The sequence below is a fragment of the Pseudomonas sp. NPDC089408 genome, from assembly GCF_044749445.1.
Classification (GTDB): Bacteria; Pseudomonadota; Gammaproteobacteria; order Pseudomonadales; family Pseudomonadaceae; genus Aquipseudomonas.
The window spans coordinates 120,767-147,633 of the sequence record NZ_JBIVHY010000014.1 but is presented as its reverse complement, the minus strand read 5'-3'; the positions used below and the strand labels follow the sequence as shown (position 1 = coordinate 147,633).

At 56.4% G+C, this 26,867-nt stretch carries 28 protein-coding genes and 1 pseudogene; 20 read left to right on the top strand and 9 right to left on the bottom strand.

Annotation, left to right across the window (positions count from 1 at the left end):
- The coding region (locus ACIP02_RS21030; RefSeq protein WP_400620055.1) for a transposase at window positions 1-252 on the bottom strand (252 nt) is incomplete at its 3' end.
- Window positions 253-289: 37 nt separating this feature from the next.
- On the opposite strand from ACIP02_RS21030, the gene ACIP02_RS21025 reads away from it, so the two are divergent.
- From ACIP02_RS21025 to ACIP02_RS20950, 16 genes are all read left to right on the top strand, one after another.
- Window positions 290-865, top strand: a complete 576-nt coding sequence (locus tag ACIP02_RS21025) for a hypothetical protein (protein ID WP_400620052.1) — start codon at window positions 290-292, stop codon at window positions 863-865.
- Window positions 866-871: 6 nt separating this feature from the next.
- On the top strand, window positions 872-1,315 hold the full coding sequence (locus ACIP02_RS21020) for a hypothetical protein (RefSeq protein WP_138031821.1): 444 nt from the start codon (window positions 872-874) through the stop codon (window positions 1,313-1,315).
- Window positions 1,316-1,318: 3 nt separating this feature from the next.
- Entirely contained in the window at window positions 1,319-3,403 is a 2,085-nt protein-coding gene (locus tag ACIP02_RS21015) for a hypothetical protein (RefSeq protein WP_400620049.1), read from the top strand.
- 283 nt (window positions 3,404-3,686) lie between these two features.
- Window positions 3,687-4,022 (top strand): RAQPRD family integrative conjugative element protein, encoded by a 336-nt coding sequence (locus ACIP02_RS21010; RefSeq protein ID WP_400620046.1) that lies wholly within the window; start codon window positions 3,687-3,689, stop codon window positions 4,020-4,022.
- Window positions 4,009-4,248: a TIGR03758 family integrating conjugative element protein gene (locus tag ACIP02_RS21005; protein ID WP_400620043.1), complete on the top strand. Its 240-nt coding sequence runs from the start codon at window positions 4,009-4,011 to the stop codon at window positions 4,246-4,248. The genes ACIP02_RS21010 and ACIP02_RS21005 overlap by 14 nt, the downstream gene beginning before the upstream one ends.
- Before the next feature lie 15 nt (window positions 4,249-4,263).
- The gene (locus ACIP02_RS21000; protein ID WP_400620040.1) at window positions 4,264-4,641 is read left to right on the top strand and encodes a TIGR03745 family integrating conjugative element membrane protein; all 378 of its coding nucleotides are present in this window, start codon (window positions 4,264-4,266) and stop codon (window positions 4,639-4,641) included.
- Between the two features lie 7 nt (window positions 4,642-4,648).
- Window positions 4,649-5,050, top strand: a complete 402-nt coding sequence (locus tag ACIP02_RS20995; RefSeq protein WP_400620037.1) for a TIGR03750 family conjugal transfer protein — start codon at window positions 4,649-4,651, stop codon at window positions 5,048-5,050.
- Window positions 5,047-5,685: a PFL_4703 family integrating conjugative element protein gene (locus tag ACIP02_RS20990; RefSeq protein ID WP_400620034.1), complete on the top strand. Its 639-nt coding sequence runs from the start codon at window positions 5,047-5,049 to the stop codon at window positions 5,683-5,685. Before ACIP02_RS20995 ends, ACIP02_RS20990 begins: the two co-directional genes overlap by 4 nt.
- Entirely contained in the window at window positions 5,685-6,491 is an 807-nt protein-coding gene (locus ACIP02_RS20985) for a TIGR03749 family integrating conjugative element protein (protein ID WP_400620031.1), read from the top strand. Before ACIP02_RS20990 ends, ACIP02_RS20985 begins: the two co-directional genes overlap by 1 nt.
- Window positions 6,481-7,989: a TIGR03752 family integrating conjugative element protein gene (locus tag ACIP02_RS20980; protein ID WP_400620028.1), complete on the top strand. Its 1,509-nt coding sequence runs from the start codon at window positions 6,481-6,483 to the stop codon at window positions 7,987-7,989. The genes ACIP02_RS20985 and ACIP02_RS20980 overlap by 11 nt, the downstream gene beginning before the upstream one ends.
- Window positions 7,952-8,371, top strand: a complete 420-nt coding sequence (locus ACIP02_RS20975; RefSeq protein ID WP_400620025.1) for a TIGR03751 family conjugal transfer lipoprotein — start codon at window positions 7,952-7,954, stop codon at window positions 8,369-8,371. The genes ACIP02_RS20980 and ACIP02_RS20975 overlap by 38 nt, the downstream gene beginning before the upstream one ends.
- Window positions 8,371-11,112, top strand: a complete 2,742-nt coding sequence (locus ACIP02_RS20970; protein WP_400620022.1) for a conjugative transfer ATPase — start codon at window positions 8,371-8,373, stop codon at window positions 11,110-11,112. Before ACIP02_RS20975 ends, ACIP02_RS20970 begins: the two co-directional genes overlap by 1 nt.
- Window positions 11,113-11,334: 222 nt before the next feature.
- Complete coding sequence (locus ACIP02_RS20965) at window positions 11,335-12,312, top strand: TIGR03756 family integrating conjugative element protein (protein ID WP_400620019.1); 978 nt, start codon at window positions 11,335-11,337, stop codon at window positions 12,310-12,312.
- A complete protein-coding gene (locus ACIP02_RS20960; protein ID WP_400620016.1) occupies window positions 12,312-13,667 on the top strand; it encodes an integrating conjugative element protein in 1,356 nt (451 codons plus the stop codon). The genes ACIP02_RS20965 and ACIP02_RS20960 overlap by 1 nt, the downstream gene beginning before the upstream one ends.
- Window positions 13,664-13,969 carry a hypothetical protein gene (locus tag ACIP02_RS20955; RefSeq protein ID WP_400620013.1) on the top strand — a complete coding sequence of 102 codons (306 nt, stop codon included), beginning with the start codon at window positions 13,664-13,666 and terminating at the stop codon, window positions 13,967-13,969. Before ACIP02_RS20960 ends, ACIP02_RS20955 begins: the two co-directional genes overlap by 4 nt.
- A gap of 9 nt (window positions 13,970-13,978) precedes the next feature.
- Window positions 13,979-15,520, top strand: coding sequence for a conjugal transfer protein TraG N-terminal domain-containing protein (locus tag ACIP02_RS20950; protein ID WP_400620010.1), 1,542 nt, complete (start codon window positions 13,979-13,981; stop codon window positions 15,518-15,520).
- Here the strand turns inward: ACIP02_RS20950 and ACIP02_RS20945 are convergent.
- Entirely contained in the window at window positions 15,509-15,874 is a 366-nt protein-coding gene (locus ACIP02_RS20945) for a hypothetical protein (protein WP_400620007.1), read from the bottom strand. The two genes, ACIP02_RS20950 and ACIP02_RS20945, sit on opposite strands and share 12 nt — an antisense overlap.
- Before the next feature lie 440 nt (window positions 15,875-16,314).
- Here ACIP02_RS20945 and ACIP02_RS20940 point away from each other — a divergent pair, with 440 nt between their 5' ends.
- From ACIP02_RS20940 to ACIP02_RS20930, 3 genes are all read left to right on the top strand, one after another.
- Window positions 16,315-16,680, top strand: a complete 366-nt coding sequence (locus ACIP02_RS20940; RefSeq protein ID WP_400620004.1) for a DUF3085 domain-containing protein — start codon at window positions 16,315-16,317, stop codon at window positions 16,678-16,680.
- A gap of 295 nt (window positions 16,681-16,975) precedes the next feature.
- Window positions 16,976-17,296, top strand: a complete 321-nt coding sequence (locus ACIP02_RS20935) for a hypothetical protein (protein ID WP_400620001.1) — start codon at window positions 16,976-16,978, stop codon at window positions 17,294-17,296.
- An 89-nt stretch (window positions 17,297-17,385) separates the two neighbouring features.
- The gene (locus tag ACIP02_RS20930) at window positions 17,386-18,324 is read left to right on the top strand and encodes an ArdC family protein (protein WP_400619998.1); all 939 of its coding nucleotides are present in this window, start codon (window positions 17,386-17,388) and stop codon (window positions 18,322-18,324) included.
- An 83-nt stretch (window positions 18,325-18,407) separates the two neighbouring features.
- Here the strand turns inward: ACIP02_RS20930 and ACIP02_RS20925 are convergent, their stop codons facing one another.
- Window positions 18,408-18,773, bottom strand: coding sequence for a histone-like nucleoid-structuring protein, MvaT/MvaU family (locus tag ACIP02_RS20925; protein ID WP_400619995.1), 366 nt, complete (start codon window positions 18,771-18,773; stop codon window positions 18,408-18,410).
- Between the two features lie 125 nt (window positions 18,774-18,898).
- Window positions 18,899-19,093, bottom strand: a complete 195-nt coding sequence (locus tag ACIP02_RS20920) for a hypothetical protein (protein ID WP_279840644.1) — start codon at window positions 19,091-19,093, stop codon at window positions 18,899-18,901.
- Between the two features lie 222 nt (window positions 19,094-19,315).
- On the opposite strand from ACIP02_RS20920, the gene mobH reads away from it, so the two are divergent.
- Complete coding sequence (gene mobH, locus ACIP02_RS20915; protein WP_400619991.1) at window positions 19,316-21,049, top strand: MobH family relaxase; 1,734 nt, start codon at window positions 19,316-19,318, stop codon at window positions 21,047-21,049.
- 281 nt (window positions 21,050-21,330) lie between these two features.
- Here mobH and ACIP02_RS20910 read toward each other — a convergent pair whose 3' ends face one another.
- From ACIP02_RS20910 to ACIP02_RS20890, 5 genes and pseudogenes are all read right to left on the bottom strand, one after another.
- A complete protein-coding gene (locus tag ACIP02_RS20910) occupies window positions 21,331-22,761 on the bottom strand; it encodes a phosphotransferase (RefSeq protein WP_400619989.1) in 1,431 nt (476 codons plus the stop codon).
- Window positions 22,742-23,659: an ATP-binding protein gene (locus ACIP02_RS20905; protein ID WP_400619986.1), complete on the bottom strand. Its 918-nt coding sequence runs from the start codon at window positions 23,657-23,659 to the stop codon at window positions 22,742-22,744. The genes ACIP02_RS20910 and ACIP02_RS20905 overlap by 20 nt, the downstream gene beginning before the upstream one ends.
- Entirely contained in the window at window positions 23,656-25,494 is a 1,839-nt protein-coding gene (locus tag ACIP02_RS20900; RefSeq protein WP_400619983.1) for an AAA family ATPase, read from the bottom strand. The genes ACIP02_RS20905 and ACIP02_RS20900 overlap by 4 nt, the downstream gene beginning before the upstream one ends.
- 107 nt (window positions 25,495-25,601) lie before the next feature.
- Entirely contained in the window at window positions 25,602-25,931 is a 330-nt protein-coding gene (locus ACIP02_RS20895; RefSeq protein WP_400619980.1) for a hypothetical protein, read from the bottom strand.
- Between the two features lie 146 nt (window positions 25,932-26,077).
- Window positions 26,078-26,743 (bottom strand): annotated as a pseudogene (locus tag ACIP02_RS20890) (DUF4113 domain-containing protein); the annotation flags it as partial.
- Between the last annotated feature and the right edge of the window lie 124 nt (window positions 26,744-26,867).

Here is a 26,867-nt window from a genome sequence, read left to right as displayed (position 1 = left end):
GGCGGCCTTTTTTAAGATGTCTCGCTCTTCCGTCACGCGCTTGAGTTCAGCGCGCAGCTTGCGCAGTTCGGCCTGCTGATCCTCGTCTTGCTGACCCTGCTCTTGGGGCTTGCTGTAGACCTTGATCCAGGCGTAAAGGCTGTGCACAGACATGCCCAGGCGCTGGGCGACATCGGCGACGGGTTTGCCTTTCTCGGTCACTTGCTTGACCGCTTCGATCTTGAATTCTTCGGGGTAACGCTGACGACTCATGGCACCTCCTATTTGGGCCTCATTATGAGGCTTGGAGGTGTCTACGAAACCAGGGGCGATTCACCCTGATTTCAGAATCGACCTACACACTGCTGAGCACTATGAAAAAGACATTCATAGTTTCCAAGCAATGCAGGGCAAGGCACTCCACATCCCAGGAATAACTCTCGACCTGCCGTTCCCAGACACTGAGAGCATTGATTACGAAGAAAACATCTTGCGGAAGACCATTGCCAGGGTCGCAGCTGGCTTTCGCAAGGTCGAGTTTGACATGGAGAACCCTGCTCACAAATCTAAAGTCGAGCGCTTATATTCATCCACCTTGGACGGCTTCCTTAGATATAACAAATTTCATGACGAACTGAATAAGGCATCTCCGCTAATATATCAAAAAGTAAAAAGATTACTTTCTGCTTTTCATCAACATGTCGCAGAATGGTCAGACACCCTTAACGCCACCCCGGACGTATTGACTGAAAAAATTCGCAGCGAGCTTACAGAACTCCTAATACGAGAAACAAGTCCATCCGTAGATTACGCACTAGCATCAAAGATTGTAGCCAATGAAATATCATACTGGCTGGGCGCTTGTCAGCTTGACTATAGCGAGTAACTAAAAATGGCCACACTAAAGTTTACATCGCGCCCCGCCCCGGTTCTAGCAGAACATAGGCCGTTGTACAAAATAGCCCAGTGTTTACTTATTATCGACACTTGCGGCCGAGCACAAAAATGCAGCCTATTAAAGCTACACCTAATCAACTGGGCCTTAAAAAAAGACTCCCGAATTGAGGACCTGAAGGCTGCAACGCAAAACAAGCAACTTTCGATACCGGTCTGGGGATTTGACCCAGCACTGGCTGTAGCCCTTCAAATAGCCTCAGAAGAAGACATTCTCAAATCAGATGAAACTGGGATTGTAATCCTGCCAGCAGGGCAAGAATTCTTATCAGAAATTGCCAGCGACCCAAAATTTCTATCAACTGAAAAGGCTCAACTAGACAAAATTGGTAAAAAACTTACAGAGAAAATGGTCGCAAAAACAGCCAGGGATTGGGAATAGAGCATGTACATCAAGTCTTTCTGCATAAACATCATCTGCTCAGGCGGGAATTTTGGGTTTTCTACAGACTTCCAAAAGGGACTGAATATCATTCGGGGCTCAAACTCCTCTGGGAAGAGCACTATTGTAAATTGCCTACTATACTCACTCGGAATGGAGGAGCTTGTAGGCGGCAAAGGGGAAGCCGCACTTTCCTATGCTGTCCGAGACTATGTAATTCATGACGAAAAGAAGCATGCAATATCAGAGTCTTATGTCACCATTGAGATTGAAAATCGCCAAGGAAGAGTCAGCACTATCAGACGATGGATCAAAAGCGCAAATCATAATACAAAATTGGCCGAGGTGTCAGAGGCAGCCTCCTCTGAGAGCGATACTAAGCAAGTAAGCTACAAATTCATCCACGACAACTACAGCGCCGTTTATAAAGAAGGATTCTTCACTTATCTTGAGAGCTTCCTTGGTCTTCAGCTGCCCAAGGTTCATGACTCTAACGGAAAGCAAGTAAAGCTGTACCTCCAGGCGATCTTCGCGGCGTTAGCTATAGAGCAAAAGCGCGGCTGGACAGACTACATCGCCAACATCCCCTACTACAGCGTGAGTAATGCTCGCGTACGAGTTGTAGAGTTTCTGCTCGGCCTAGGGGTGTTTGAGCAAGAATCGAAGCGTATGGAGCTTGATCTGGAATCAGTCAAGCTTCATAACGACTGGACCTCAAAGCAGAAAGAGATCTCATCGCAAGCCTCTCTCCTTAGACTAAGCCTAACTGGACTATCAACACGCATAACATCTGACTTCGATCAGAACAAGGTTGAAGCATTACGGATAGCGGACGGCGAGCAATCTAACCTGTACACAACTATCGCCACACTGAAGAAAAAATACAGAGACCTAGATCTAGCAATAAATCCAGAGAACGGCTCAACTGGATCTCTAATTTCCGAAGAACTACAAAAGCAAACATCCGCAGTAACCAAACTAGCAGCCGACTATGAAACGTCTCTCAGCAACCTAACAATCTACAATTCAACTCTTAGCGCTCACATCCAAATCAAGCAACAAACCCAAGAAGAACTAACTCGAAACAAAACCACGAAAAAGCTAAGAGAATATGGCGCAAGCAAGCACATACATGCTGCAGAAGACTCTTGCCCAACATGTCATCAGCACATCGAAGACTCATTGGTGAGCATAAACCTCACCGGAACGGCGATGGATATTGACACTAACATCCACTACCTAGAAAGCCAAGCAAAGATGCTTGCCAAACAAGAAGCAGGCATTGAGTTAAAAATTCGCGACGCAGAAATAATATGCCGAAACCTTGCGGCACAGTTAGAAAAAGAGCGATCAATACTTAGCTCCTTGCGAAGAGATGCAACCAGAGGAAGCGCCGTCTCCCAAGCCGCCGTTAAAAAGCAAGTCTTGGTCGAGTGGGAGATCGAAAAACTAGAAGAATTCTCCGACCAACTCGAAGATGCCATTACAGTACTACATAAGCTCTCACTCGAGTTCAAGACCAACCAAAACAAGAGAAAAAATCTGCCCAAAGACCGGTATACGGATGAAGACAAGAAACGCATCCGACGATTTTCGCAGCACTTTCGCGGCAATGCAGGTGAATTCGATTATCTTAGCGCGGAAATTGAAGACATCGTCTTCAACGAAGACACCCTTCTACCTCAGCTATCTCGGTTAGAGCTTCGAGAAATTGTAGATTCTCCCAGCGATGCAAAAACCAAAGCACAGGCAGCGCGTAATGGAAACATGGCTCAAAACTCCAGCGCAAGTGATTTCGTGAGACTCATATGGAGCTACATCATGGCTCTCTATCAGACGGCTTCAAGTAGGGACATCCCGGGAAATCATCCCGGCTTTATCATGATGGATGAACCCGGACAACACTCGATGGCTACTAAAAGCCAGCAAGCACTTTTTCGGATGCTAGCAAATCAGACAAATTTCCAAGCCATCGTTGCAGCATCCTTCGATGACCTAGATGCGGTTTTTAAAGAATCTACCGAGGGCGTCAAGTTCAAATACATCCATCTCGAAGGCAAGTGCATCGCACCGCTATCGACAACTTGAGAAAACAGTAGAACTGCTGCAGTCCTTCACAACACTTTTCGGGCCGCAGCAGTCACTCACCAGTTTAATCCGTAACTAACCCTGCGCAGTTCAACGACCGGCAACTACAACTACGACGGTGCTATCTTCGCATAAACCTACGCCTTCTAACATATCTAAATCAAAGCCCCCCCCCGCCGAACCCCAAAATCCTTTAAATTGATGTTCCGCCAATCCTTTTGACTCATGCCAAATGCTGGCCAACTTATTACAGTGAGCCCCAGATACTCTTCTGGATCTTGCCATGAACCTCACCCCCTACTCACTGCTCATCTCTTTTTTTGTGACATTAGGTGTCGCGGCCCAAGATGTTCGCGAGCGATCGGATTTGGGTCTTGTACAGCGGCAGATCACTGCTATGGGGCAATTGGCCAATCGCGCAAGCAGCGGCTCAGTCGATACCGCTGGATCCCGTTATAGCTTTGATTACACAAGGTTTGCTGCGGACCTTGAGCTTGTTAATCAAGGCATCCACCGATACCTGTCACCCTCCCGCGCGCAACCGGCCGATCTGGTCGAGCTAGCCGGTGATTATCGTGCTGAAGCGCCCCAGCCGAGGCCTTCCAATGAGCATGACTGACGCTCAACTGAGTGCGTTCTCAGCCGTGGCCGGGTTTACCCCGCAGCTCAGTTCGGTGCTGTGGCGCTCATCGGTGCTGGTGCTCGCATTGCTCTGGTGCACCTGGGCACTGTGGGCCAGCTACCGCGGCTGGGCGGCCGGAAACCTCAATTTTGGTGCGCTAGGCGGCAGCACGCTGCGCCTAGCCCTCGCCCTGATCGTGCTGATGTTTTTCATGCTGTCGTAACCCGGAGACCGTGCCATGAAACTCTCCCACTATTGCCAACGCCCGCTCCCTCTGGCGCGGGACATCTGTTCAAAAGCCCTGTGCAGCGGTCTGGTTTTGCTGAGTTCGACGTTCGCCAGGGCTGACCTGCCGACTATGGAGGCACCCTCCCGGGGTGAAGGTTCGGGCCTGATCGACACCATCAAAAACTACGCCTACGACGGTGGCATCCTGCTCGGCCTGCTGATCGCCACCCTCGCTTTCCTGGGCGTGGCCTGGCATTCGCTCACCGTCTACGCCGACGTACAGAACCAGCGTAAGACCTGGAAGGACCTCGGCGCCGTAGTCGGCGTCGGCGCGCTGCTGGTGGTGGTGATTCTGTGGTTCCTCACCAAAGCCGCGACGATTCTGTGAGGTCAACATGTCCGACGCCCCTGCCACTCTGCCTGACGGCACACTGACCTTCCTGCCGGAGCGTCTCAACCGTGACCCGGCCGTCCTGCGCGGCCTCACCAACGACGAGATGTGGGTCGCCCTGATCGTCGGTGCCGCGCTGGGCGTGATCCTCGGAGCGCCGCTGGCGGTGACCACCGCCTCCATCGCGACTCTCCCTACCTGCATGTTCTTGTGCATGGCGTTGGTGTTGCTTGGCGGCGGCAAGCTGCTGCGCCGGGCCAAGCGTGCCCGCCCCGAAACCTGGTTGTACCGGCGACTGCAGTGGCACGTGGCGGTGCATTGGGGCATCGGTTCGCACCAACTGATCCTGCATTCGGGGCCGTGGGCCGTGCGCCGGACTCGCCGGCATAGGAGGACCTTCCCATGAGCCGCTTCCGCAACAAGGTGGATGCGCAGCAAGCGCATATTTTCAGCCTGCGCCTGGCCGCGGCCATCCTGGCGCTGCTGTGCGGCGGGCTGTGGTACGGCTGGCAGGCCGCGCCCTCCGAGCTCACCATTCACGTACCACCGGATCTGCGCTCAGGCAGCACGCGCAAGTGGTGGGATGTGCCGCCCGAGAATATCTACGCCTTCGCCCTGTACATCTTCGGCCAGCTCAACCGCTGGCCCACCGACGGTGAGGTCGATTACCACCGCGCCATCTTTGCCCTGCAGCCCTACCTGACACCTGCCTGCAAGACGTTCTTCGACGGTGACTTCGAATATCGCAAGGCCGCCGGCGAGCTGCGTGGCCGGGTGCGCGGGGTGTATGAGGTGCTGGGCCGCGGTTACAGCGACGACCCCGACTTGCGGGTGAAGCAGCTGGATAAGCACAGCTGGCTGGTCAAGCTCGACCTCAATGCCGACGAGTACTACGCCGCCGAGCCGGTGAAACGCGTAGTGGTGCGCTATCCGCTGCGCGTGGTGCGCTTCGACGTCGATCCCGAGCGCAACAAATGGGGCCTGGCGCTGGACTGCTACGAAGGCACACCGCAGAAGCTGACACTGCCGGGAGGTGCGTGATGATGCGTGTCTTGATCCTGATTCTGGTGATGGTCAGCGGCTGGTGTTCAGCAGTCGGCGCCGTCGAGGTCAAATACTGGGAACGCTTGCCCTTGGTCGTTCCGCTCACGGTGGGCCAAGAGCGGGTCCTGATGCTCGATGAAGACGTTCGCGTTGGACTGCCCAGTGCGATCGCCAGCAAGCTGCGCGTGCAATCCGTCGCGGGTACGGTGTATCTGCGTGCCGCCGAAGCGCTCCCCACTACCCGGCTGCAGCTGCAGTCGGTGAAGACGGGCGACATCATCTTGATCGATATCGAGGCGCTTGAGGGCAGCGAGGCGCTGGAACCGGTCAAGATCGTGACCCAGATCCAGGCGCCGGATGCGAAGACTGAGAAGGATGCAGCCCCCTCTGCGACGCCGGTACCGGTGGTGCTTACCCGTTATGCTGCACAGAACCTCTATGCACCTCTGCGTACCGTGGCGCCTTTGCCTGGCGTGCGGCGTGTGCCGCTGACCGATTCCATCGCGTTCAGCACCTTGCTGCCGACCGAGCGGGTTTCGATCAAGGCGCTTGCTGCGTGGCGGTTGGGCGACTACTGGGTAACGGCGGTAAAGATCGTGAACCGCGGCCCCGGCAAGGTCGCGCTGGACCCGCGTCACCTGCAGGCCACGCTGTACGCCGCGACGTTCCAACACGCTGATCTCGGCCTCGCCGGTACGCCTGAAGACACCACCGTGGCCTACCTCGTCACCCGCGGAAGCGACCTGAAGCACGCCATGCTGTTGCCCCCGCCAACGACGGAGGCTGCCGATCATGAAAGCTAATGGCCTGCTGAAGTTCCTGGTACCCGGAGTCCTGCTCGGCATCGTACTGATCATCGGCAAATCCTGGATGGCCGCGCCGGACGGCCAGCTCACTCGCGATCCGGACAAAACCACGCTCAGCGCGGAACAGGCCAAGGCCCTGGGCATCGCGGGCGACACTCCTCGCGACACCGTGGCCACCCTGATCGGCCAGGTCAAGGCGATGCGCAGTGAGATGCAGACGCTGAAGAAAGGCAACGATGCCCTGCAAACCGAGAACAACCGACTGCGCTCGCGCGAAGGCAATGTCGACACGCGCATCCAGAGCACTTTGAACAGCGTCACCCAGCAGGTCACCGAGCAGCGCCAGCAGGCCAACGATGCCCGGCAGAAGGCCGAACAGCAGCACCGCGAAACCCAGGGCCTGCTGTCCAGGCTCAAGGACCAGCTCACCAACAAGCCGGCCTCCAAGTCCGATCTCCCCGCAGGCTTTGGCCTTGAGCCGGGCGACGAGCAACAGTTTTCGGGTGCGCAATCGGCGGCTGACGCAGTGCAGTGGATCGAGCCGTCGAATGCGCGCACCGGGCAGGAGGGCATTGGGAAGGCCGACGGTCCATTGTCATCGCTGACGTCGACCTTCAAGGACCTGCACGGCCTGGACAACAACGCCATTGATCGAGGCCAGGACCGTTTGCGTGCCGTCGCCAAAGGCGAGCGTGATCTGGAGAACACTCAGTACCGCGCCGAGGGCGCCAAGCCCGTCTACACAATCCCTGAAAACTCGACGTTGATGGGCTCGATTGCCATGACCGCGCTGATTGGCCGCGTCCCGGTGGACGGCACCGTGAATGACCCGTATCCGTTCAAGGTACTGGTGGGCCCGGACAACCTCACCGCCAACGGCATCGACCTGCCAGACGTGGTCGGAGCGGTCATGAGCGGCACCGCCGCCGGCGACTGGACGTTGTCCTGCGTGCGCGGCCAGGTTGAATCCATCACCTTTGTCTTCAGCGACGGGACTGTTCGCACGGTGCCACAGCCGCAGAAGGTCGTCAGCCGCAATCGCAGCAGCACCCAAACCTCCGATACCGAGAAAATCCGCGGCGGGCTGGGCTACATCTCCGATCCCTACGGCATTCCCTGCATTTCTGGGGAGCGCCGCTCCAATGCCCAGCAATACCTGGGCAGCCAGAGCCTGATCACCGCAGCCGGTGCCGGCTTCGCTGCAGCAATGGGCAGCGAGCAAACCAACACCTCGTTCATCAACTCGGCCGGCGGCAGCCTGGGCTTGACCCAGAACAGCGGCAACAGCGCGCTGAACTCAGTCATCAGCGGTGGCATTGGCGATATCCGTGAGTGGATCAACAAGCTCTATGGCGAAGCCTTTGCCGCCATCTACGTGCCGCCCGGGGCCAAGGTGGCGCTGCACCTGGATCACGAGATCAGCATCGACTACGAGCCGAAAGGCCGGAGAGTGAACCATGAAAGCCCATCTGTTTCGGTACTGGATCTGGATTAGTCTGCTGCTCGCCCTGCACCTGAGCGGCTGCTCCACCAGCAAGGAGGAAATGCTGCCCCACGGTGATCAAACCATGCTGGACATCTGGAACGGCGGGGGCTCCGTCGGTTCCCAGCAGCAGTTGCAGGAAGCGCGTGGCGAACTGCGCCGTCCGGTGCTCGACCCTGAGCGCCTGATAGGCAACCAAAGCGCTTACACGCGCACTGCAGCCAACGAGATCCGCGCGCAGTTCCCGCGACTGCCCAACCCTGACCTGGTCATGTACGTGTACCCGCACCTGGCCGGTACCCAGCAGACCCCGGTGCCAGGCTACTCGACCGTGTTCCCGCTGTACGAGAAGGTCCAGTACGCGCTGCCCGGCGAACGCCTGGACGATCTGTGATGGCCGATGACCCGAGTTACGACCCGCCGCGCTGGAAGCCCTGGCGCGCTGCACAGCGCCGGCGCGCGACGCTTGCCGACGAGTCCGCCCAGTATGCGCACAATCCCAGCTTTACCGATCACCTGCCCTGGGTCGAATATCTCGAGGACGAGCAGTGTTTTCTGCTCGACGACAACCGCTCCGTGGGCGCGGTGTTCGAGCTGCAGCCGATCGGGACCGAGGGCCGTGAGCCCGAGTGGCTGATGGCGGCCCGCGACGCCCTGGAAGATGCGCTGCAGGACAGCTTCGACGAGCTCGACCAGGCGCCCTGGGTGGTGCAGTTTTTCTGCCAGGACGACAGTGACTTTGCCCCGTACCTCGAACGCCTGGAGCGCTACATCGCGCCAAGGGCTCTCGGCACACCGTTTACCCAAGCCTTCCTCGCTTCGATGCAGCGTCACCTCGACGCCCTTGCTAAACCGGGAGGGCTGTTCGACGACCATGTCGTGTCCCACCTGCCCTGGCGCGGCAGCAATCGGCGGATTCGTCTGGTGGTCTACCGCTGGCTCGGGGACCAGGGTGAGGAAGACGGGCAGAGCCCGTCTCAGCTGCTGAGCCGCACCTGCGACCGCCTGATGGCCTCGCTGCAGGCCTGCGGGGTCAGCCCTCGACGGTTGACCGGACGCGACTTCTACGCCTGGTTGCTGCCCTGGTTCAACCCTTCCCCAGCCCTCACTGACGGATCTCCCGCGGCGTTCTATCGACGCGTGCCCTATCCGGAGACGGACGACGGCGAGGAGCTGCCGCTGCCATTCGACCACGATTTTGCTGAGCGGCTGTTCTTCCAGGAACCCCGCTCCGATAGTGAACAGGGCGTATGGTACTTCGATCAACAGCCACACGCCGTGATGGTGGTCGACAAGCTGCGCAGGCCACCGCATATCGGCCAGCTGACCGGCGAAACGCGTAAAGGCGAGGCGTTGAACGCCTTGTTCGATCAGTTGCCCGAGCAGGCGGTCATGAGCCTGACCCTGGTGATCACGCCTCAGGATGTACTCGAGGAGCATCTCAACCGTCTGGCGCGCAAAGCCATCGGCGAAAACCTCGCCTCAACCCAGACCCGCCAGGACGTGGAGGAAGCACGCGCGCTGATTGGGCGCCAGCACAAGCTGTACCGCGGCACGCTGGCGTTGTACCTGCGCGGTGCGGATGAACAGCAGCTGCGCCAGCGCTCGATTCAGGCCGCCAACGTACTGCTCGGCGCCGGCCTGCAGCCGGTGCGCGAGGGCGATGAAGTGGCGGCGTGCAACAGCTACCTGCGCTGGCTGCCGATGGTCTACAACCCGGCCCGCGACACGCGCAACTGGTACACCCGACTGTTGTTTACCCAGCATGTCGCCAACCTGCTGCCGCTTTGGGGCCGCAGCATCGGTACCGGCAACCCGGGCATCACGTTCTTCAACCGTGGGGGTGCACCGCTGTCGTTTGACCCGTTGTCACGTTTCGACCGCTCCATGAATGGCCACCTGCTGTTGTTCGGCCCGACCGGCGCTGGCAAGTCGGCTACCTTGGTTTCGATCCTGATGCAGGTCATGGCCGTGTACCGGCCGCGGCTGTTCATCGTTGAAGCGGGCAACTCCTTTGGCCTGCAGGGCGACTACTTCGCCACGCTCGGATTGTCCGTCAACAAGGTGCAGCTCAAACCCGGCAGTGGCTTGAGCCTGGCACCGTTCGCCGATGCCCGTCGGCTGATCGAGCACCCGGATCAGGTCGCCAGCCTGTCGACCGAAGACCTAGATGAAACGGCGCCGGACAGTGATGAGCAGCGCGACGTATTGGGAGAGTTGGAGATCACCGCACGGCTGATGATCACCGGTGGTGAGGCCAAGGAAGAGGCGCGCCTGACCCGCGCAGACCGCAGCCTGATCCGCGAGTGCATCCTTGATGCCGCCCAGCACTGCGCAGCGACCGAACAACAGGTGCTGACGCGGCATGTCCGCGATGCCCTGCGCCAAGTCGCCAGCGACGCCCATTTGCCTGACAAACGCCGGGAGCGCGCCCAGGAGATGGGCGAGTCCATCGACCTGTTTTGCCAAGGTTTCGAGGGCGCCCTGTTTGACCGGCCCGGCACGCCCTGGCCAGAGAGCGATGTGACGATTGTCGACCTCGCCACCTACGCCCGCGAGGGTTACGAAGCGCAGATGTCGATCAGCTACATCAGCCTGATGAACACGGTGAACAACATCGCCGAACGCGACCAGTACCTCGGGCGGCCGATCATCATGGTCACCGACGAAGGCCACATCATCACCAAGAACCCGTTGCTCGCACCCTTTGTGGTCAAGGGCACGAAGATGTGGCGCAAGCTGGGCGCCTGGTTTTGGCTGGCGACGCAGAATCTGGCCGACTTCCCCGACGCGGCGCAGACCATGCTCAACATGATCGAGTGGTGGATCTGCCTGAACATGCCGCCGGCGGAAATCGAGGAAATCGCCCGCTTCAAGAAACTCACGCCGGCGCAAAAGACGCTGCTGCTCTCCGCGAGCAAGGCCTCGGGGAAGTACACCGAGGGCGTAGTTCTGTCGAAGAACCTGGAGACGCTGTTCCGCGCGGTGCCACCGAGCCTGTACCTCGCTCTGGCCATGACCGAGCCCGAGGAAAAAGCCCAGCGCTGGCGATTGATGGAGGAGCACCAGCAGTCCGAGCTGGAGGCCGCCCTGCAGGTCGCGGCCGACATCGATTGCCTGCGCGGCATGTTGTGACCGATACCGCCAGGACTGTTCGCAACCCCTTTGTTCAGCAAATAATCGACAAGAGCACATTTGTACTCTTTCGCTTATTTGCCTGACTCGCTCACCTCAATCAGCCGCCAGACGAAACCGATCTACCTGGGCTCAGTTTGTCTCCCCTCCTCCAGTGCCGGATCCGGGATGCTGAAACTTGGCGCATGGATGCACACCGCTGCCACCTGCCGAGCGTTGCCCATGAACGTGACCGCCTCCATCCGCTGCAGATTACCGAAGCCCAGGAAGACTGACCGACGCCGTGCGCTCACTGCGGCGGTTCTGCTCATCGCCACCGAGCAGTGCCTGGCACTGACCACCCCGACCATCATCGCTTCGGTCACTTCGCTGCAGTGCCTGGAGTACCGGGTCGTCGGTATCTGCTACTGGCTGCTCTGCACGCCGTTCGGCTGCACGGTGCGCACCTCGCCAAAGATCCGTCACTTCATTCCCGAGCTGGTGGTGTCGAGTTACGCCGACACTGGCGGCAACCCTTGGAGCGAGATGTCGGCACTGTCGACACCGACGTCAGCATCCCAAGGAGGTGGCAACCTGATCACGCCTTCCCCGCAGCGCGATAACCTGCCACGGTTCAAGAATGTCGATGGCATCGGGCATCCCGGCGGCGCTGCCCTGACAGCCTTGGCGCACTCGTTCGGCTATGCGTGCCCGAGCGGTGCCGTGCCGTTTGCACCCTATTACCTCAGCACGCTCGACCCGCTGGCGTGGCGCCAGGCCATTCCCGAATCTGTCTACCCGCAAGCACTGGTGCCGGGCATGCGCGAGATCGGCAGCCAGGCACTTGGCGACATGTGGGGTAGCGTCTACCCACGTCACGGTTTTCTGGTGCAGCCCGACGATTTCAAGGCCGGTGCCGTGATGGCGCAGCGCGCCAGCGACTTCATCACTCGCGTTGGCCAGCCGCACGTCTATCGGCCGCTGCAGCCGATGCCAGCGCCTGGCTACTGGCCGCCGCAGCCGGTGATTGAGAACAACGTCAACAACCACCGCTGGCAATTGCTCACGCCGGTGATCCAAAGCACCTGCGCCATCTTCCCCAGCCCAGCGATCCAGAGCGCCGACGGTGCCTATGCCTGGTCGCTGTGGCGGCCCTACCGCTGCTGCCAGCGCATGGGCCAGACCTTCCTGTTCAGCATCGATTTTGACGGAGGCCAATGATGAAGACCTACTTCCTCGGATTTCTGTGCTTCCTCGTCTATGCCGTGGGCCACGCCGCCGAGAACGGCTACCACCTTGGTGACCAGGCTCAGGTGCTGGACGACCGGGTGATGTACACAATCGGCGGCGGTTCAGCGGCAGGAGCGCCCTCCTCGCTCTACCGACCCAATGGCCTTGGCGTGGGCATGTCTTGGCGCGCCAACATGATGTGCGGAAACATGAACCTCTCGAACACCCTGCAGAACCAGCTCAATGGCGCCACCCAGGGTTTCCAGCAAATCATGGGCAACGTCATCCAGAACGCCACGCAGGCCGTCATGTCGCTGCCGGCGATGATCATCCAGCGGGCCAACCCCGGGTTGTACGAGCTGCTGAGCAATGGTGTTCTGCAGGGACGGATCGACTTCGACCGCTCCAAGCTCACCTGCCAGGCAATGGCGGCGAAGATGGCCGACAAGGTCGACCAGGCCGGCTGGGGCGCGCTGGCGCAGAACCAGGAGATGCAGCACAACCTCGAGCAGTCCGGCGGTGATGCCGTTACGGCGGTGAAGGACACCGAATCCAACAACGGCAATAACGGCGTCAGTTGGGTCGGTGGGCAAAAAGCCGGTGGCAACGGCCAGCAACCCATCCGGGTGACGTCGGACGTGGTCAAAGCCGGCTACAACCTGCTGCACAACCGGGCGATCGAGGATCCCTCGGCTCTTGGTTCGGCTTGCCAGAATGGCGCAATCTGCCAAGCCTGGTCGAGCCCCGAGGAAGCCTCCGAGTGGGCGACGCGTGTGCTCGGGGAAACCGAGGTTCAGACCTGCGACGATTGCGAGACGCTGCGCATAACTGCCGGTACCGGGCTGTCGCCGCTGATCCAGGAAACCTACACGGAAAATCTTGAAGGCTTGCAACGCATGGTCTCAGGCGCCGAGCAGCCGACACCGGAGAACCTAGGCAAGGTCTCCAGCCCATTGTTGCAGGTCTCCCGCGGTGTCATCGAGGGGCTACGCGACGACCCCGACCAGAACCTGCTGGCCCGACGCCTGGCCAGCGAGACCGCGCTATCGAGTGTGATCTACAAAGCGATGCTGTTACAGCGCACGCTGTTTGCCGGCAGCCACGAACCCAACGTGGCCTCAGCGCAGCCCGCCACCAGTGCCCTCAACAGCAACGTCGAAACCCTCGAGCGCGAGATCCGCCTGCTGCAAACCGAGCTGCAGGTACGCCAGGCGCTGGCCACCAATACCGCCAGCCTGGTCCTCGATCGCCACGCCGGCGGCGCCGACGCCTCGCGTAGCATCGATCGGCGCGATCCGGAGCCGGACCGACTGCGCCGGGCCGAACAGGAGAGGAGCACGCCATGATCTCATTATCGGTAAGGTTCACGCTCGCACGTGTACTGCTGGTGCTCGGTGTCATGCTGGGCATCTTGATGATTGCTTGGATGGCGCTGCACCTGTCCGTGACCCAGTTGAATTGGCTCGAACCTGCACGAGTGACAACGCCTTACTTCGCGTGCTGGCGCGCGCTCTTGTACACCCTGATGTTCGCCGGTTGGGCCGCAGCGTTGCGCAGACGACCCACGCCTGCAGATCAGCAACGGCTGAAGCGCCTGGGCTTGATCGGCTTCTGCTCGATCATCCTGGTCGAACTGTCTCGTATGTGAGGTGCAGCCATGAACATGAGCACCAACAGCTACCTCGAGTATTACCTTTCGCTGCTGGCCTGGATCATCAATAACGGCATCTGGAACACGCTGGCGGACACCGGGCTGTTCGCCGCTCCGTTCGGCGCGATCATCCTGCAGGAATGGCTGTCGGCCCGCCAACAGGGTGCCGACGAGGGCAACAAGGGGCTGTTATCGATCCCTCGCGTCGAGAACAGGCTGTGGATGAGCTACGTGGTCATACTGTTTGGCTGCATGCCGTTCTTTCCGCTCAACCTGTCCTCCGTGAGCTTTGACGATGCGGCGAGCCAGCGCTGTGGGGTTTCCATGGCCAAACCAGCGGACACGGCTTGGGGCACAACTTTCAACACCATCGGCGAGAAATCCGCGAACGTGCCCGTGTGGTGGTTCCTGGTGCATGCCATGAGCAAAGGCATCACCGCCGCGGCGACCGCATCGATCCCGTGTGCACCCGACATCCGTGCAATGCGGATGGAGATCGACAGCTCGCGGATCAACGACCAGGTGCTGCTGCAGGAAGTTGCCGACTTCACCCGGGACTGCTACGGCTTTTCGCGCTCACGGCTCTTTACCAATCGGCCCGATTTGGACGAATCCCAGAGCTACGACGCGTCCTGGATCGGCTCAACCTACCTACTCAGCACACCGGGCTACTACGATACCGATCGCTCGCGAATGCCCAAGGTCGATTGGCCATACGACGAGACGAGAGATACATCTCTGCCCCAGCTCGACAACGGTGCTGGTTATCCCACCTGCAAGCAGTGGTGGAGCGATGGCACCATCGGATTACGTGATCGTTTGGTGGCCGAGGTCGATCCATCGCTGATGTCGCAGTTGCGGGGCTGGCTGACTGGGCGCACCACCACCGAGATCGAAGACGCTACCTTGCGCGAGCTGGTGAGCCCGCGGCAACAGTCATTGAGTATGGCACCCGGGCAAGTGTTCCAGGACTACGGCAGCAGTGCTCGGGGCGGTTCACTGACGCAAGGGCTCAACAACCTAGCCACTAACACCGGCCTGGCCCTGGGTTCTTTCAGCAATTTCCCAGCAATGAATGCCTTACGTGCAGCCTTACCCATGGTTCAAGCCTTCCTGATCATGGGCACGATCATCAGCTTGCCACTGGTGCTGCTGATCAGCACCTACCAGCTCAAGGCGCTCATGACGATCACGTTCGCGCTGTTCACCCTGCACATGCTGACGTTCTGGTGGGAGCTTGCGCGCTGGGTCGATTCGAGCATGCTGGAAACGCTATACAACCAAGTCTCAGCCACAGACCAGGCACTGTTGTCGTTGCCGACGGCAGGCTTCATGGACGGAACAGTCACCGCGCAGGTAATCGAGTACGTCATGGGGGCAATGTTCATTGTATTGCCTGCATTGTTCGTGGGCACTTTAAGCTGGGCAGGTTATGCCGTGGGTAACGGGATCCAGAGTATGTTGGCAAGTGGCGGTAAGAATGCAACCGACGCTGCAAGCAAAGGCACAGCGCAATTGACTAGTGCCGGCAAAAAATCAATCAGGTGACTTAAAGTCACCTATGTAATGGCCGTTGCTATCATAATCGCCAATATAGAGGTCAGCACCCAGAGAGTCTGGGACTGATTCTTCTCGACTCGCCAATGGTTCGCCGTTCTCCCACCAGCTTCGAACCAAAGCAACTGCCAGGCTGGTGATGATCAGCAGAGCAAAGGCGAGAGCTACTGCAGCAAGGCCAATCAAGCAAAGTAGTCTAACAGCTGCCGTAACCCAAAATTTTCTATGCGGTAATTGAGTCGAACTTTGAGCGCTTACTAATTTGGATGCCAAATTTCGCCAGGCTGTTCCAAGGCTAGAACCTAAAAGGCCCGGAACTGAATGAGGACGGATTTTGGTACTCATGTTACACCTCCACAGGCCGGTAGCCCGTTGGATCCAAGATTCAAGTTTACTCCTTTCAGTCCCGCGAACAGTACCGCTCATCGTTCAGCAGCGGACTGAAACATCGCCATGGAACTATGCGGACACGGATCCTGACTCTGCACCTGCCCCGCCGTTGACCACAGCCAGCCGGCCTGATATTGAGTAAGTGCAATCGCTGGTTATCCAGCATCCCAGGTAGCCGTAACCTTTGAGGCTACGTCACGTTTGTGATGGTTATCCCCAAATGCGATTCGCGTTCGGCAGCTCGCATGGTCACCGTTCCCCGGTGATGAACGCCTTCCAATCCCCCCATAGCTCATTGAGCCGGCGTCTTCGACGCCCCCAAACCCAATCCATATCAGTGCTGGGAATTCTCCCGCATGGGTGGCATTCCTCCGCACCTTCTGGAGGATCTCATCATGCTGCGTTTCACAGGTACTGAACTTCACGCCGTATTGGCAGAGGCCGGCATCAACGGTTGCAGAGTGATATTGGTCAAAGACCACGGCGTCTACCTCATGTCAGAGGTTGGCGAAAGCAAACCAGATGGCGGTGGACGTAAACGCGTGGCCTATGCCACCGGTTGCAACCCTGCCGTCGACGACTTCGACACTTGGTGGAGTCGCGCTCGCGATGAATTCGGCGGCGATGATTTTACTGAGTACTTTGACGTCGATGATCCCGTTCTAGCCAGCCTTCGCGGCACTGCAGGATCGCTGGTGGTGGAGGCCACCTCTACCCATCTGTACCTGGCCGTCGAGGTTGATCCTGCGGGAAAACCTTGAACGTAAAAGCGAGCACTTCGCGCTTCCCGAGAGGCACCTAGCGGGCCTTTCGGGAGGCTTTACACACTACATTCAGGCTGAGTGGAGATCGCCGCTGGTCAGGAATTCGAGGCCGATAGTCTTCCTTGGAACGCCCTGGATATAGCCGTTCAAAAGAGGTCAGAATCCGAGATTGACCCCACGTTCAGGCGCGTTTTAATGGACAAACGCTCCCTGCTCGGCGGGTTGATCGGATCGGGCAAATCCACACCGAACCTCAGAAAGGTGACGCGGAACCTGCTAACCGGAGGCCACCATGTCTAGAATGAACCACCTCTCCACTGCCATTGTGCTGAGCCCAGGTGTCTGGCGGCAGTTCATTGAACCTGCCACAGGCGAGGAGCCGGTTGAACAGTCCGCACTTCGCTTGGCAGAACTACTCAATAGCGCGCTGACCTCTGCACCGCTTGCCTTGCACCGTCCCGTAGCACTGCAGTTCGACCTGCAGAGCAACGGCACGTCAGAAATTGCCCACCTGCCGCAGCTTCAACTGGCTCGTGTCATACCACGCAGCGGTCCGGCTTTTTTGCTGGTCCGACTGCCTGATGAGAGCGCGGTAGACATCGCCGCCCTCTGACCCACTCAGCACCGTCGCAGCCTCCTCTACCCCCACCGGGAACCCTTCCCGGCCGGGCAGCGTTCCCCCCTTCACGACCGGAGAACGCCATGTCCGATATCTACCTGGACGTCACCAACAAGATCGTCAGTGCCCTGAGCCAAGGCGTAATCCCTTGGATCAAACCCTGGACCACCGCAGGTTCGAGCGCTGACTCTCCATTTCCCATCAACGCCATTACCCGGCGGCCCTACGCCGGCATCAACGTTCCACTGTTGTGGGCTGAGGCCCGCCTGCGAGGGTTCACCCAGGATCGCTGGCTGACCTTCAATCAGGCACGCAAGGCTGGCGGCCATGTGCGCAAGGGCGAGCAATCCACCCTCGCGGTGCTATACAAACCGTTGAGCAAGGAGGCGCATGATGAGGACGGCCAGGTCGTTCGCGATGAACAGGGCAACATCAAATTGGTGCAGTTCGCGATCCTGCGCACGCACTGCCTGTTCAACATTGAGCAGACCGAAGGCTTGCCTGACGAGGAGCCAGCCTCCACCGAGCACACTGAGCCGGCGACCTTCATCAATCATGAACCGGCCGAGCAACTGCTGATCGCCAGCGGGGCGCGCATCGAGCATCGCTACAGCGATGACGCGTTCTATCAGCCGATCCGTGATCTGATCCAACTGCCTACGAAGGCGCAGTTCGAAGACGTCGGCAGCTACTATGCAACGGCTCTGCATGAGCTGACACACTGGTCGGGCCACCGGTCGCGTCTGAACCGTGAAGGTATCACCGGCGGGCATGCATTCGGCTCTACGGCGTATGCCTTCGAGGAGCTGGTCGCAGAAATGGGCGCCGCGTTTCTCTGCGCACTCACCGGTACCACAGGTGAGTTGCGTCACGAGGAATACCTGGCGTCCTGGCTGAAGATACTCAAGGAAGACAAACGAGCCATTTTCCGCGCCAGTGGTCAGGCCCGGGAAGCCTCTGAGTACCTGTTGGCCTTGCAGTCCGATCAAGCCACGGATACACCCACACGCCTCACCGTGTGATTTCACACCCAGTAAAAAGGCCCCTAACCGGGGCCTTTGTTTTGTCTGCAGCGCGACTTTTACTGCTGTCAGTAAGTCAGTGATTACTGCACCCAGCTCTCAACGGTGTCCGAGCCGTGCTCCTGCTTCCACTGTTTGAGGATCTTGTGGTTGCCGCCCTTGGTCTCCACAATCTCACCGCTCTGCGGATGCTTGTAGCGCTTCACCTCGCGAGGCTTACGCTGACTGTTGCTGGACGCACTCGCGGTCGGTACGCTCAGGCCCTTGGCTGGATCCAGAATACTAATTACCTGGCGCAGGCCCATGCCGTACTCTTCCAGTAACGCTTTGAGTTTCTGTTCAAACTCGATTTCCTGCTTCAAACCGGAGTCGTTTTTCATGGCATCCAGCTGTTGCAGCTGCGCGGCCAGTTGCGCTTCCAGCGCTTTGAATTCGGCAAGTTTGGACATGAATAATCTTCCTAGGCGTGGGACAAGTGCTGGAATAATAACTGAGACTGCGGATTTAGCCGAGGATTTACTTAAAGCGCACGCGCTCTTGCAAGGTGCCGGTTAAAACGACCTCGTTTGGGAGCTCAATCAGGCAAGTGCTGACACAGGTGCGCCACAAGTTTCCGCGGATTTGCGCTGTTTCCAATCTTGAACACGATATCGCGCTGGCTGCGGGGCAGCTTTTTCGCACAGCGCTTGGCTGCAGATCGGATGGCCGCATCCGTGCCATGAATCCGATCAGCCAATAACACGACCAATACCGCATCACTCAACGTCATCAGCGCCCCAGCTCTAGAAATCATGCCGGGCAGTCTACGCCCTGAACAAAGGGACGGCTATTCCGAGCGGCCGCCGATCCCGATGGACCTGGCTTCGAATTATCACACGCGTGAAAAGGGCCAAGGCGGTAAAGGGTAACGGCGGCAATGGAAGGGGGCGCAAGGGTAAGAGCTCTATCCGAAAAGGCAAAAGGACCTCCCGAACGAACAGCAGGTCATGCGATGAAACGCTGGTGGTTAACATTTAAAAAAGGTGAGGCGGCAGAGCCCACCCCCACTCCCATCGCCGAGGGCTTCATGCTCCCCCAGTCGGCCGAATCTCTACTTGCCGCCGATCACCGGAGAAAGCTGCTCGAACGCATCTGGCAGTACACGGCCCTCTCCGAAGCGCAGTTTGATCGACTCTACCTCGAGCCCATCCGCCGCTACGCCAGCTTCGTACAGCAACTCCCGGCAAGCGAAAGCCATCATCACGCCTATCCCGGGGGCATGCTCGATCACGGGTTGGAGCTGGTGACCTGCAGCTTGAAGCTACGCCAATCCTATCTACTTCCCAGCGGTGCTGCACCGGAAGACCAGGCAGCCCAAGCCGATGCCTGGAGCGCCGCGATTGCCTACGGTGCCCTGCTCCATGACATCGGCAAAATCGCCGTCGATTTGCAGGTGGAGTACCAAAGCGGAGAGCACTGGCACCCCTGGCACGGTCCTATAAACCAGCCCTACCGTTTCCGCTACAACCCCGACCGCGATTACAAGCTGCACGGCGCCGCGGCCGGGCTGCTCTACACGCAGCTCTTGCCGCCAGCCCTGCTCGACTGGCTCAGCGATTCCCCCGATTTGTGGGGCCAATTGCTGTTCCTGCTCGCCGACCACTACGAGCACGCTGGCACACTCGGGGAATTGGTGCTGCAAGCTGACCGGGTGTCCACCGCGCAAAACATCGGTGGTAATCCCGCGAAGGCCTTGCAGGCGCCCAAGCACTCGCTGCAGCATCATCTGCTGACAGGTCTGCGCCACTTGGTCAAGAACGAGCTCAAGCTCAACCAGCCCGGCGCGGCCGGCTGGCTCACCGAAGACCACCTGTGGCTGGTCAGCAAGACCACTACCGACAGGCTGCGGGCGCATCTGCTGGCTCAGGCTGTAGACGGTATCCCATCGTCCAACATCGCCTTGTTCGATGAGCTGCAGTCCCATGGATTGGTGGAAGCGTCACCGGAAGGCAAGGCGGTTTGGATCGCCACTGTCACGGACGGCGACTGGCAGCATCGCTTCACGTTCCTCCGCCTGCAACCCAGCCTGATTTGGGCCAACGAACCCCGGCCACTCAGCTTCAGCGGCACGGTTGAGCCGATGATGGAGCATCCCCTGCCGTCGAGTGAAACCAGCGAGTCAGCAGTGGATCGACCGCAATCAGTGCCAGACAGAGTACAGGCCTCGCCCGAGCACCCGAATCAGGATTCCGACTATCTCGACGATTTGATGGACTTGTTGGAGGAGCCTGACGAAATCGAGAATGAAACAAGCATTGTAAGCCCCCAATCTGCCACTGCCTCCCCCCAGGATGCCTTGGGGCTTGCCTTTCTCGAGTGGCTGCGCGAAGGACTCCATACGCATCGCTTAGTGATCAACGACCGTAAGGCAAAGCTGCACACCGTGGACGGAACTCTTTTTCTGGTCACGCCCGGTATTTTTCAACGCTTCGCCGCCGAACACCCAGAGTTGGTCAAACCAGACCCTCAAAGCGAGGCCTGGCGGCACCTCCAACGTCAATTTGAGAAGCTGCATGTACATTTGAAGACGCCCAATGGCCGGAACATTTGGACATGCAGAGTTAGAGGCCCCCGTAGCGCCAGCTCGTTGAATGGCTACTTGCTAAGCGACCCCAGGGCAATTTTAGGAGAGCCTCCTGGCAACAACCCTTTTTTAACGTTGCTGCCTATGGCGTCTGAAAGTTGATCGTTCTGATTAGGACTCGTCTGCGATTCTGGCCAGACTCGCGCGTCCCTAAAAGCCTATGGGTCTCAGCAAGGCAGCCCACGTTATCGGACGTGGGCTACTGGCTCACGTTTCTGACCTCCAGCGCCCGTGCACGCAGCTCGCTGTTCAGAATGTGGTCGTTCTGGCTGTAGTCGACTGGGCAGTCAATCACATGCACGCCAGTGTTGGAGATGCAGTGGTCTAGCAAGCTTCCGTTTAGTAGATGAGAGCCACTATCTTTCAATGTCCTCCAGCGATACTCATCGTGAGCTTCCGACCAATGCTTCCGAGATCCGCTTTATTAATGCAAGCGTTTTTTCATGGCTAACCGTTTCATATTTCAGTTGTCGCAAAGCGAACGCATACCCAGCAGCCAGAACTGAACGATCGTCTCCACTTATATCGTATGCCCAGTCACGACAATACTTAACCACACGACCAAACGGATTTGTTTGAATATATGAATCTATGTTTGGCCAGTGCTCCAAGACTGAGATCATCTCCTTAGAAACGCCCGACAATACGCAGTCCGGATGGAAAATCAGGCTCATTTCAAGGGTGATTGGGTCCAAACCTGTATAACTTGAGCCCACATCACCAAAATCGATTAAAACTGGAAATCCAGCTTGATTTACCAGGACATTGCCGCCATGCAAGTCACCATGAATGCAAGAGACCGACGCACTAATAGAGATATTTTCGACACTCCGGACTTCATCTAGACCGAATTTTTTTACTAAATCCTCGAAAACCTCATCGCTAACCTTTGCTTTTCGCACATCGCCAACCGTGCACTTTGATACTTCTCGCACAGCACCCCATCGGTCCAAGCTAGTACGAACTCGCTGAATCACTTCGAGTGCAACATCACTATCCCTCCTTATCACCTCGAACAGATTCTCTTTAAACCCCTCAGCCAATGTATAAAATATTGCACTATTGTCCTTGAGCCCTCTATCCATCTTAGACAACAAAGGCGTGAAAGTATTCATAGGCATCAATCTTACATAGCGCAGGTAAGACTCGCCTTCTTTTTGGATCTTAGAGGCAGCGCCCAGTTTTGCCACAAACGCACCAATGACATTCAATCGTACGTCCCTGACTTCGACACGTCCAACCAAAGACCCCGACAAGCCGCTCAATGGATAATAAACACTATCGACCCCGCCCATACTTCTCACGAAAGTCTTTAACGCCCGATCTTGACCTTTTGTAAATTCAATAAATCTTCCGCGAGTATTTATAGATATTGAATTAACTGCCGAGATTTCTTCATAAACCTGAGAAAGTTCCTCTACAAGCTCTGGCGCTTGATTTTTCTTGAAATATAAAACAGTGGGAAATTCCTTTTCCGCCCCCCAAAGCTTAATTCTTTCGCCGTGTCGCGACAACCCTGTTGCGAAACTATCAGGATCGGAGCCAGTTAAAATATAAATCGGGGTTCCAGGCAGGGCTTTCTGAACAGAATAAAACAGTCGCTGACCGTACTCCACACTCTTCTCAAGTCCAGATGTGACATTTGGCATACAGAGATCAAGTATCACCAAGTCATAAAACTTTTCTTCAAGCAGCTTTTCCGCCGAACCAGAGTTATCGACTAAATCCCAACATATCCCCGGAAGTTTGTTACTTACAACCGACGTTAGGGTCTCAGCGAAGGATGAATTATCTTCAACGAATAGTACTTGCATAGTTCCTGTACCACCTCAATTCAAATCTGGCGCCACCTTCAGATTTATTGGAGATATACACATCGCCCTCCATAGATCGCATCGAAAGCTGAGCAGTTGTAAGCCCATAGCCGAAATGCTCATCTTTATTCGAGACGCCGAGCTTGAAAGCTTCATCTAGATTACCAGTAAAACCTGGGCCGCAGTCTAAAATCGCTAACCAATTCTCAGAGCCAGCCGGCCCCCAATTTATCAAAATCTCCGCAGGAGTGACCGTTGAAAATTCCTGAACCGCTTCTATTGCATTTCTAATTCCGTTATCGATCGCCAATCCAAGTGAGTACCTATCAGCTTGGACTATGTAAGGTCTAATGCCGGCAACCCGTATAATGATCTTATCATCAGGTATATTCAAAACCGCTATACATTCAGCGAGTAGCTCTGATAGATCAAACTCACTATAAGAAGGAGTGGATGCCGCTTTTTTTAGCTTCCCAACAGCTTCAAGCAATCCATTGAGACGCTCAACGCAATGCTTCGTCCTAGAGTTTTCATATTGAGTTACCTCCATCTCCGCTACTAGCCTTAGAGATCCAATGAGGGGTGAAAACTCATGAAGAATTGTTCGTGACACCTCGTCGACAGCTTGCGCCCTTAAATCTCTCAACAGCTGTTCTTCGTCAGCCTCAACAACTGATTCTACCTCTTTTGTTGTATTCCTTTTGGGGCCAATCTGAATTCGATCTAGAGCTCGTTCAAGAGCCCGCTTAACCCATCGAGCGCTTTCTTTAGCAAGCGCCCGCGATAGCAACGCCGAATCTGATGGCTCCGCAGCCTTCGAAAAATACCGCGCAGCTTCCAACCTTTTGTCTACTGAATCACTAGCCAGTGAGGCCGTAGCCTCTTCACGAGTAATCACAATGAATTATCTTTATAGAATTTAGCGCGAGTATCAAATGCATCCACGCCGCCCTCCATTACAGTGCTAATGGCGGTCACTGCCTCAGGATGTGTTAAAGGCTTATTCACCTGAATAAATCCATTTCGCCCATCAGACGTCAACTCAACAATCAAATCCGCTTTACCCAAAACAGGAATATTAGCGTTATGGGTTGACAAGATCACCTGGCCACGCCCCTTACGCTTGTTAAGCGTTTTAATTATTGTATTAGCCACAAAAGCGTTGTCAAGATGGTCTTCTGGCTGGTCGATTATCAAAACCCTTTCGGAGTGCTGCAAGACTATCGATAAAATAACTGTGCAACGTTGACCGGCGGACAGAGCAGATACCTCCTTATAATCTACTCCGTCCAGCAGACTCATGCTTACATCATCTTGAATATCGCAAGTCAGTATATCTGCAAGACCAAACTCCCTAAACTGCGCAACTACTCTCGCAGCACGTTCTTTTGGTATCTCCAATATTTCAGATAGTGCTTCGAATGCGCTATTATCAACGATATTGACAAGTTCTCTGGGACTAAGGTTTTCAGCAATCCTTAGAGCTAGGTCATTATACTTGATACCACTTCCCTTAAGTGCATCCGTCAGTGACTTAGCATACTCACCTAGTTGCGAAGACTGCTCTACTTCGACTTTCACATGAGGTGAAAGAGACTGGTTAATTTTTTCCGCCACACCACAGCGAAGACTGAAACGTTCCAACCTAATATTTTGAAGCTCGTTTACTGCTTCATCCCGCCGTGCCCGAAGAGTCGATAGCCTTTTTTTACGTTCGTCTAAGACATTAGACCGGGTATTGATCTGAGCTATCTGAGACTTGATAATAGAGATACTCCTGCTCAACGCGCCTGTTCCCTCAGACACCTTATCGAGTTCCATACGTAATCCTCGAGCCTTGCGTTCTATATCTACATTGCCAGCAGAAATTTGCTCCCTTCGCAATCGCGATTGCGCCTCAACGCGCTCAAATTCTTTCGAAGCCTCTGTGATTTTTCTAATAGCACTTCCGTAAATATTCCGAAGATCGCCAACTGGATCTGCACTTGGCTCACCGGTCCAAGCGTCTGGACCGTACTCTTCCGCAAGCAGCCTTTCTAGCGTGCTCCGCCACTCAGACGCGTGGCTTTCAAAACGTGCAATGACATCCTCCCTAGCTGACGCTGCGGCCAACTCCTCAGCGAGCGCGGAAGACTCTGCTTGTTTTTTAAACACTTCAATTGAATTACCTTGAAGTTCTTTAAGCTGTCCCTCTTGCTGCTGTAACTGTGCTATCAAGCTAGGGATTTTTACAACTTCTTCCGAGAGCGATAAAATCTCAGCATCAACCGAAAGCAATTCTTTATAAATACTTTTTATTGAGCTAACCACTGACGCTTCATTTGCCGATAGCCCACTACGCGAATTAATGAATCCATCTATCAAAGAGAGGCGACCTGCGTCGCTCAGCCCAAGAGTTTCGACCTCTGTCTGAGATAAAACAATTGGTGCCACGAACCGTCCAGGTGATCGCGGCTGGTCCTCGTCTGCGGCGCGCGAAACGGTGATTTCATCAATCAGATCGTTTAAAACTATCGTGACCTCTCCACCTTCTAGAACTGCCCTAGCATGGTCAAGGGATCGGTTTTTTGCTTCGGCGGTATGACTGCGAGCACCAAGGGCATATCTTATGAGTTCAATAACAGAGGTTTTCCCCGTACCTCTTGCACCAATGATGACGTTTAGCCCTGGCGCAAACTTGAGATCCAAGCCATCTAAGAAACCACCCTCAACCTGAAGTCGCTCGATATCCACTGCAACACTCCCTGCTTGACATACCCTTGGCAGCCCAAGATCTATAATTATCAACTAACTTCCATCGGAGAGACAAGCCGATGAAATACGACTCAACACTACAACTATTATCCGTTGTTATATCGACGCCTAGGGGCAATTTGAGATACTCGCGCAGGTGAGAGCCCAAATTTCTGAGCTACATCCTTGGTCTTTTGACCGCTTGCTACCTCACCTCGAATTGCGCTATCCCTAATCTCATCTAAAGACTCTTGAAGTTTACCTATCTTTAGGGCTGCTTCATCGTGCTTTGCCTCCATCCGAGCCAGTCGCTCATCTGTCTGTATTTGCTTGTCTTTCAATGCCTCGATGTCTTTTGACATCTCTTCATGGGCCCTGTTAAGGAGATTTTGCGCTTCTCCTAGTAATTTTTGGGCTTTGCTTCCAAAAATGTCCATTTCGTACCACCTCGGCTTTTCTTGACACAGAAATTAAATTTACTTAATTTAATTTCTGTGTCAAGGGGTGGACACGAAAAATTTCAAACCAGCGCATTGACCAGCCCGCCAATCTCTAGCACTGCCCACCTCCTACGCCAGCAGCATCACTTTACCGCCCACAACTGCTGGATCCTCGTTGTGTACGACTGACTCACCATCTCCCGCCTCATGCCCCAGTCAGGTGTCGCCGGCACACTGGCGCTCCGCATCGTCCCCTCCCCCAGCGCTGATTGATGTCATCCATCACCTGCATAAGCCGGTCACACGCCACTGGCTGCTTGAGCGCAAGCAAATCCTCAGAAAATTCGCCGGGCTGCCGCAGGTCCACCAACAGCACCTCGGCCTTGCTGTACCGGAACCCGGGCCGGTAGATCCGCTCGACAGCATAGGTGGCCAGCCGCGTCATCAGCAACGTGTCAAAGGTCGGATACGGCAACTCCACCAAGGCGCCCTGGGCGGGGCGCACTTCGTCCGGGTTGAACATTCCGGTTCGGATGCTCACTCGCAGGCGCTTGCACACTGATCCTTGGGCACGGAGCTTTTCTGCTGCGCGGCCGGCGTAGGTGGCCACCGCCTGCTTGATCGGTGCCAGCTCGGTCAACTGCTTGCCAAACATCCGGCTACGGCAAATCTCGCTTCGGCGGCTCCGCCTCATCCATTTCCAGACACGGTGTGCCGGCGAGCTCGCGGGCAGTCTTTTCCACCACCACGCTGAATTTCTGCCGGAGCGTCCACGGGTCGGCCTTGGCCAGGTCCATCGCCGTGAGGATGAGGATCAAACTGTTGCTGATGCGATTGGGATACGCTGGTGAGGTGACTGGGACCGAGATGGCAGTGAGAAGTAGGAGCGCTTCGTGAATCTCGACCACGTTGAGCTTTGCTGGCACCGTTCTC

Bases quoted from the DNA above. Each gene is read 5' to 3' on its own strand.
- ACIP02_RS21020 (WP_138031821.1), top strand. From the start codon at position 872: ATGGCCACACTAAAGTTTACATCGCGCCCCGCCCCGGTTCTAGCAGAA.
- ACIP02_RS21015 (WP_400620049.1), top strand. From the start codon at position 1,319: ATGTACATCAAGTCTTTCTGCATAAACATCATCTGCTCAGGCGGGAAT.
- ACIP02_RS21010 (WP_400620046.1), top strand. From the start codon at position 3,687: ATGAACCTCACCCCCTACTCACTGCTCATCTCTTTTTTTGTGACATTA.
- ACIP02_RS21005 (WP_400620043.1), top strand. From the start codon at position 4,009: ATGAGCATGACTGACGCTCAACTGAGTGCGTTCTCAGCCGTGGCCGGG.
- ACIP02_RS21000 (WP_400620040.1), top strand. From the start codon at position 4,264: ATGAAACTCTCCCACTATTGCCAACGCCCGCTCCCTCTGGCGCGGGAC.
- ACIP02_RS20995 (WP_400620037.1), top strand. From the start codon at position 4,649: ATGTCCGACGCCCCTGCCACTCTGCCTGACGGCACACTGACCTTCCTG.
- ACIP02_RS20990 (WP_400620034.1), top strand. From the start codon at position 5,047: ATGAGCCGCTTCCGCAACAAGGTGGATGCGCAGCAAGCGCATATTTTC.
- ACIP02_RS20985 (WP_400620031.1), top strand. From the start codon at position 5,685: ATGATGCGTGTCTTGATCCTGATTCTGGTGATGGTCAGCGGCTGGTGT.
- ACIP02_RS20980 (WP_400620028.1), top strand. From the start codon at position 6,481: ATGAAAGCTAATGGCCTGCTGAAGTTCCTGGTACCCGGAGTCCTGCTC.
- ACIP02_RS20975 (WP_400620025.1), top strand. From the start codon at position 7,952: ATGAAAGCCCATCTGTTTCGGTACTGGATCTGGATTAGTCTGCTGCTC.
- ACIP02_RS20970 (WP_400620022.1), top strand. From the start codon at position 8,371: ATGGCCGATGACCCGAGTTACGACCCGCCGCGCTGGAAGCCCTGGCGC.
- ACIP02_RS20965 (WP_400620019.1), top strand. From the start codon at position 11,335: ATGAACGTGACCGCCTCCATCCGCTGCAGATTACCGAAGCCCAGGAAG.
- ACIP02_RS20960 (WP_400620016.1), top strand. From the start codon at position 12,312: ATGAAGACCTACTTCCTCGGATTTCTGTGCTTCCTCGTCTATGCCGTG.
- ACIP02_RS20955 (WP_400620013.1), top strand. From the start codon at position 13,664: ATGATCTCATTATCGGTAAGGTTCACGCTCGCACGTGTACTGCTGGTG.
- ACIP02_RS20950 (WP_400620010.1), top strand. From the start codon at position 13,979: ATGAACATGAGCACCAACAGCTACCTCGAGTATTACCTTTCGCTGCTG.
- ACIP02_RS20945 (WP_400620007.1), bottom strand. From the start codon at position 15,874: ATGAGTACCAAAATCCGTCCTCATTCAGTTCCGGGCCTTTTAGGTTCT.
- ACIP02_RS20940 (WP_400620004.1), top strand. From the start codon at position 16,315: ATGCTGCGTTTCACAGGTACTGAACTTCACGCCGTATTGGCAGAGGCC.
- ACIP02_RS20935 (WP_400620001.1), top strand. From the start codon at position 16,976: ATGTCTAGAATGAACCACCTCTCCACTGCCATTGTGCTGAGCCCAGGT.
- ACIP02_RS20930 (WP_400619998.1), top strand. From the start codon at position 17,386: ATGTCCGATATCTACCTGGACGTCACCAACAAGATCGTCAGTGCCCTG.
- ACIP02_RS20925 (WP_400619995.1), bottom strand. From the start codon at position 18,773: ATGTCCAAACTTGCCGAATTCAAAGCGCTGGAAGCGCAACTGGCCGCG.
- ACIP02_RS20920 (WP_279840644.1), bottom strand. From the start codon at position 19,093: ATGACGTTGAGTGATGCGGTATTGGTCGTGTTATTGGCTGATCGGATT.
- mobH (WP_400619991.1), top strand. From the start codon at position 19,316: ATGAAACGCTGGTGGTTAACATTTAAAAAAGGTGAGGCGGCAGAGCCC.
- ACIP02_RS20910 (WP_400619989.1), bottom strand. From the start codon at position 22,761: ATGCAAGTACTATTCGTTGAAGATAATTCATCCTTCGCTGAGACCCTA.
- ACIP02_RS20895 (WP_400619980.1), bottom strand. From the start codon at position 25,931: ATGGACATTTTTGGAAGCAAAGCCCAAAAATTACTAGGAGAAGCGCAA.